Raw genomic sequence first — 5,828 nt, 5'->3', positions numbered from 1 at the left:
GCGGTCGGGTGAGGTGGCGATATAGGCGTCGAACTCGTAGAAGGGCGCGGTGATCTCGCCGATGGTGCCGTTCTTCTTGTATTCCCCGTTGTTGTCGTAATCGAAGACGGTGACAAGGCCGGTGCGACGGTTGAGTTCCCAGAGCGGGCCTCGAGAGGGTTTGAACCATAAACGCGGAAAAAAACGGATAACAAAAGCGCCAATCAACCAGCAGACTAGAGGAGGCGCTAGAAGAATGGAAAGTGTTGGGATGTAAGACGCTGCAAGCTCTAGCCAGGAGTCATCTGTGTCAATAAGCTCTGCTAGGTACATTATGAGTAAAATAAAAATGGAAATTAGGAATATAAATCGTCCACCTCCTAACATGAGTAACCAGAAATGTGAGCGCTTAGAAAGTAGTGCGTATCTGAAATGTTCGTGATCGTATTTTTGATGGAGGTCTGTTCCTTCAAACAGAGGGGGCACATAGGTGCCTTGGGCCTTCTGCTCCAGGCGTTCTTTTTCGGCGGCTTCCCAGAAGCGAAGGCTTTTGGGTTTCAGGTCACATAGAATTCTCTCAGGCGCTACGTCCTGCGTATTACCCCAAGGCAGCCGCACCTTGGCGAAGCGCTTGATCCAGGGGCGCTCCGCCGAAGGCGGTTGGTTGGGAATGCTGGCCGGGTTGTAAGCGGTACTGGCGTAGTAGGGCTGGTCCATCAGAGCTCTTTTGGTGGCGTGGCGTTGTAAGTGCTTTCGTCGGCCCAGAAGGGCTGGTCGACTTTATCCCAGTTCGGTTTGTTCTTGCCGAGGTCGAAGGCCAGCGGGTCCTTGGGTTTGGGCGCCGGGAAATACCAGGCGTGGCGGTCGCCGCTCAGGCGGAACTGGGCGCGGATGGCCCATTCATGGTACAGGCCATTGCGCCGGGGCGAGAAGCTCATGCCCTGGCTGGCTGGCATGTCGAAGAACAGTTCCAGGGCATTGGGCCAGAGGCGCTGGGCCACGGGAGCCATCTCCGGTCCCAGCGGTTTGGCGACGGTGTAGCTTTCCCCTTTGGCGGTGAGCACGGTCTCGACGCTGCGCAACCGGCAGAGGGCGCGGATATTGATGCCTCCCAGGCTGGAGAGCAGGCCGGGCAGGTTGCTTTCGATGCGCACCAGGCTGTTGGCGGCGCGCACCCGGTAAGGCACGGTGTCATGGCTCGAGAGCTTGGCGTGCGGATCGAAGGCGGGGTTGCGGCCGCTGCTGATGCGGATGCCGGCGAACAGGCCGACCAGTCGGTAGAAGGCTTCCTGCGGGTCGCGCAGATGAGAGTAGTTGCTGGTGCGGCTGTCGCCGAACGGGCCGTTGGCCAGCCAGTCCTCGATGGGGTTGCTGCTGAGCCAGTAGGCGACGCCGGCGCCGATGCAGACGAGAAGCAGGGAAATCCAGCCGATGGGGGTCAACCCCAGGAAGGTGGCGCCACCGAAGAAGGTGCCGACGGCACCCAGAAGGCCGCCACCTGCCATGAGCAGGTAACCCCACATGGCGTCGTCGTTCCATTGCCAGGCGTACCAAGCGTCGTAAAGGCTGAGTCCGGCTAGTAGCAATCCCGCAACTGCTTGCCCCAGCAGGCGGGCAGTAATGTCTTTGTTGATTGTTTCTCCTAAGACTAAGCCTAGATATCTTTTCGCTGCATCATCGGGGATCTGATAGAGAACTTTACGTGCAGATGCCAATACCGATTGGCTTCCGGCCATTTTGACGGTTATGACTTCCATCGCGATTAGCAAGTCAACCCCTGCCGCAAATACACCTACACGTGATCTTCCAGTTCCCTTCTCTCGCGCTGTCTGCTCTCTGCTCTGCCATTCATTATTCACATTCCACAGTTCCAGCATCAGCACCGCTGCCGTAAAGGTCCGCGAGTTGAGTACGCGGTAGACCTTGCTGTTGCGCTGGGCGCTGTAGTTCTGCACTGCATTTTCCAGCGCGCTGTCCGCCTGGGCCGCGCTGGCCTGGGCGGTCTGGGCGGCGCGCTCGGCTTCGCGGGCGGCGTTGATGCGGCGGTTCAGTTCGCCGATCAGGCGGGCGGTGCTGTGGCTGCGCGGCAGGGCGAGCAGCAGGTGGTCGCCGGTCTGGGCGCCAGCGGTTGCGCCGCGGGCGAGGTTGGTGCTGCCCAGCAGGTTGCCTTTGGCATCGAGGAATTCCCCGTAGAACCGCGTGGCGCGGGCCGGTTGGGTGGGCAGGTCTTCCAGGCCGAACAGGTAGTGGGCCTGGCTGTTGGCCTGGCTGCGGCGGATGAAATAGGCATAGCCGAAGGTGTCCGGCAGCATGCTGCGCAATTGCTGGACGCCCTGGCCATGCAGGCGGATGTTGACCGGCCGGGCTCGCCTGCCGAGGCTTTCCCGCGTGGCCTGTTCGCGGCCACGGGCCTGCTGGTGGGCGCCGCTACGGCTGGCGGCTTCGGCCTGCCGCTGGCGAGAGGTCTCCTTGGCCGCATGCAGGGCGTTTTCCGCCGCATCCACCGCGCCCTGGATGTTCTCGTAGATGCTGATCAGGGCGCCGGCGCCGGCTTTCAGTTGCGCTGTCAGGGTGCTGTTCAGGCTGCCGGCCGCCACCAGGCTGGCGAGCAGGCTGCTGTCCAGGGTCTGCTGGTTGGCGGCGGGCACGCCCTGGGTTTCGCCCTTGGCCAGTTCGCTGGGCCGGAAGCGCCCGTCGCCCTGGTTGGGTTCGGCACTGGCGGGTTTCTGGTAGGGGGCGAGCAGGTCCTTGAGTTCGGCCACGGGCCAGAGCATGGCGTGCAGCGGGTGCTGCTGCTGGTTGGCGATGGCGCTGATGAGCTGCTGGCCCGGCGTGGCCTTCGGGCTGTAGAGGCTGACGCCGGTGATGGCGTCGGTGACATCGCCGTTCACCGCCAGCGGGTCGAGCTGCGCCGGGCTGCAGGCCAGGCCGGCGATCAACTGGCTGGCGAAGTGCAGGGCGGCAGTGTAGTCGAAGCCGTCGAGGCTGAGATGATCGGCCAGTGTCTGCTGTGCTTCGGGATGTCCCAGGCATTCGGCCAGGAGATCCTGGACGCCGTTGAGGTGCCGCCACACCTGCGCGCGTTCCGGGGTGGCGGTGAAGCGGTTGATGTCGCGCTTGCCCTGTTCCTTGAGTTTTTCCAGGCTTTGGTGCAACGGGTTGGTCTGGCCGCCCAGGGCTCTCGGCACGATCAGTTGCTGGACCAGCAGGGCGCTGCCGTGGTTGGCGTGCTGGGTGGCCCGCTCGGCGCAAAGCTTCAACAGGTTCTGCTGGGTATTGATGCGGTTGAGCAGGTGGCGCAGGCGGTACTGTTCATCGTCCAGCAGCACGCCGCAGATTTGCCGCTGGCGGGCCTGCTGCAACACATCCTGTTCGGCGGGCTGGGCTTTCCAGACCTCGCTGGGGCCGCCGTCCTGGGGAGCCGGGCACACAGGCCTGCCGGCCTTGACCTTTTCCTCCAGGCAATGGGCCCAGGCGTCGGACTCCAACGTGGCGGGCGGTTTGCCGGGCGTGCCCCGCTCGAAGCCATCGAGGAAGGCCTGGGCTTCGGTCTTGCTGGTGATAGGAAACTGGCCCGAGAGGTCGCACAGGTAGCGCCCCGGATGATCGAGCATCCATTCGTAGCCGGGCTGGCGCATCCGTTGCGGCGCGGCTAGCCCGACCGGGAAGACGTGCAGGTTCAGGTTCAGGCGCGTGACCTTGGCCTTGCCCACGGCGTTCTGGTTGGCGTAGTCGCGGACATCGAACGTCGAGAAGGCAGCGAGCATGTCCTTGCCGTTGGGTTGGCCGTCATAGAGTCGCTTGAACTTGCTCTTCGAGGCGCGCAGGTCGACGCTGTTGCAGCGGGTGCGGCGCAGGCCGGCATCCTGTTCCAGGCGCTGCAGACGGGGCCCGCTCAACTGGACTTCGGAAAAACAGAGTTGCACGGGCGGGGCGGTCATGTCGTTCCAGGTCGCCGGCAGCCAGATGTCATCCAGGGCCTTGCCCGTTGCGGCGCGCGGGCCGGACTTGAAGCCGTTTTTCTGCCGGTAATGGGCGACGGGGACGTCGTGGAAGGTGATTTTCTCGCCCACGCGCACTTCCAGTTCGCGCCAGAGCTTGTCCCGATAGAAGACATAGACATAGCCGTTGCGTACCAGCACGGGTGTGCCCAGGTCGTAGGCGCTCCGGCTGCCGGCTACGGCGGTGAAGGGCACGACGGGGACGATCTGGTTCCACTGTTGTTCGATCTGGCGCGGCGTGGCCTTGGCATCGTCCATCAGCGGCACGCGGATGGGGCCGCCTTTCTCGGCTTCGATTTCCAGCCACAGGTGGCGCCTGGGTTGCCCGTCCCACGGCCAGATATGCAGGGTGCTGCTGAATGCCTTGTCGATCAGCGGCTCGAGCTGGCGGCGATTGGTCAGCCATTCCTGCTGTTCGTTGTCGGTTTCGTCGTAGATGACGATGCGCTGTCCTGGCGGATGGTCCTTGCCGATCACTTCGACGATCAGCTTGCCGGCCTCGCACGCCGGGCCGTTGCTCAGGCTGCCTGCTTTGGCGCTCATAGGTGGATCTCCTTGGAGGCCGGCGAGGCTTCCAGGTAGTCACGCAGCTGTTGCAGTCGCTGCCGTGTCTCGCCGGCGGATGGTGCGGGGTGGTCCGTGTGGCCGGGATACTGGGCGCGCAGATCGAGATAGGCGGTCAGGTCGTCGTACTCATCGAACCCGGCGGCCAATCCCTGGTGCAGCCAGATCCACGCCAGGGTGAACGGCTGTTGCGGGTGGTGCTGTTGCCAGTCGTAGACGAAACGCTCCAGTTGCTGGCGCTCCAATGCACGGGTTTGCCGGTCGTCCAGAGACATGGGCGCAACCATGAGGGTGGCATCCGCCGCTTCGGGATTGTTCAGGCAGTGCCAGGTGGCCTCGCCGGCGGCCGAGTCCGCCCAGGTGCCACCCTGCCAGGCCAGTTGGCGGATCGGCCCCAGCCAGGCCGGGCCGCTCTGGGCGTCGCAGGCGGGGAAGAAGTAGCTGGCCACCCGAGGGTCGTAGTAGCGCAGCAGCGCCTTGCGATTGCCGTCGAAGCGGACGATCAGCATGCGCTGCAGGTGATCCACCAGTTCGGCTTCCGGCCGGTCGCAGGCCAGCAGGATTCCCGGCCAATCGGCAGGCGCCGAGCGGTAGGCCGCCAGCAGTGCATCGTCGATCGACAAGGGGATCAACAGGGGGCCTTGGTCCCGATGGGCATCCAGCTCGGTGTTGGCGAACAGACGCTGGGGCACGGCGCTCGGCTCCTGCTCGTAGACGCGTTGCAGCAGATCGTCGTCGTGCTCCAGCAACAGATAGAGCGGGGGCGTCAGGCTGGGGAACTCCGCTTGGGTCATGCCGCTCATCCCTGCGCGCCTCCTTGCATGGCTGCCCGGCAAGGGCAGTCGGCCAAGGGGCACTGCATGGGCGTGCCGCCTTTGGGTTTCTGGCACAGCTCGACCAGGGGGCTGTTGGTCAGGCGGGCCTGCTTGAGCTTGTGCTCCAGGACGGCTCCGGGTTTGTCCGCATCCGCCGCCTTGGGTTCGCCCGGCAGGATCGGAGCGGCGCCGGAACCCTGGCCGGGGCTGCCGCCAGTGTTGAGATTGATGGTCGCGCCGTTGAGGGTGACGCCGCTGCCGTCGAGCTTGAGCCAACTGCCGCCGGCCTTGGCGGTGAGTTCGGCGCCGGCATCGATCACCACCTTCTGCCCGGCGTAGTAGTGGATTTCGTCGCCGGTCTCGATGAACAGGCCCTGGCCGATCTTGATGTGCTGGTTCTGCCCGACCGTGAGGTGGTCGTTGGCCTTGAGTTCGGTCTTGCGGTCGAGGTGGGTGATGCGGTGTTCCT

2 protein-coding genes and 2 pseudogenes are annotated in these 5,828 nt (G+C 64.1%); all 4 read right to left on the bottom strand.

Features of this window, described 5'->3' with window-relative positions:
- Nucleotides 1-696, bottom strand: a pseudogene (locus tag BZL41_RS11440) (hypothetical protein); the annotation flags it as partial.
- Nucleotides 696-4,523, bottom strand: a complete 3,828-nt coding sequence (locus BZL41_RS11435) for a toxin VasX (protein ID WP_095599415.1) — start codon at nt 4,521-4,523, stop codon at nt 696-698. The pseudogene BZL41_RS11440 and the gene BZL41_RS11435, both read right to left, overlap by 1 nt.
- Nucleotides 4,520-5,338 (bottom strand): DUF4123 domain-containing protein, encoded by an 819-nt coding sequence (locus BZL41_RS11430; RefSeq protein ID WP_168190980.1) that lies wholly within the window; start codon nt 5,336-5,338, stop codon nt 4,520-4,522. Before BZL41_RS11430 ends, BZL41_RS11435 begins: the two co-directional genes overlap by 4 nt.
- A gap of 5 nt (nt 5,339-5,343) precedes the next feature.
- Nucleotides 5,344-5,828, bottom strand: a pseudogene (locus BZL41_RS11425) (type VI secretion system tip protein VgrG); the annotation flags it as partial.

Origin of the sequence: Pseudomonas sp. PIC25 (assembly GCF_002286785.1) — a bacterium.
Lineage (GTDB): Bacteria > Pseudomonadota > Gammaproteobacteria > Pseudomonadales > Pseudomonadaceae > Pseudomonas_M.
Note: the sequence above shows the minus strand (reverse complement) of the source record. Positions and strands in the feature narration are given on the sequence as shown.

Coding starts and splice junctions, on each gene's coding strand:
- BZL41_RS11435 (WP_095599415.1), bottom strand. CDS start 4,523: ATGAGCGCCAAAGCAGGCAGCCTGAGCAACGGCCCGGCGTGCGAGGCC.
- BZL41_RS11430 (WP_168190980.1), bottom strand. CDS start 5,338: ATGACCCAAGCGGAGTTCCCCAGCCTGACGCCCCCGCTCTATCTGTTG.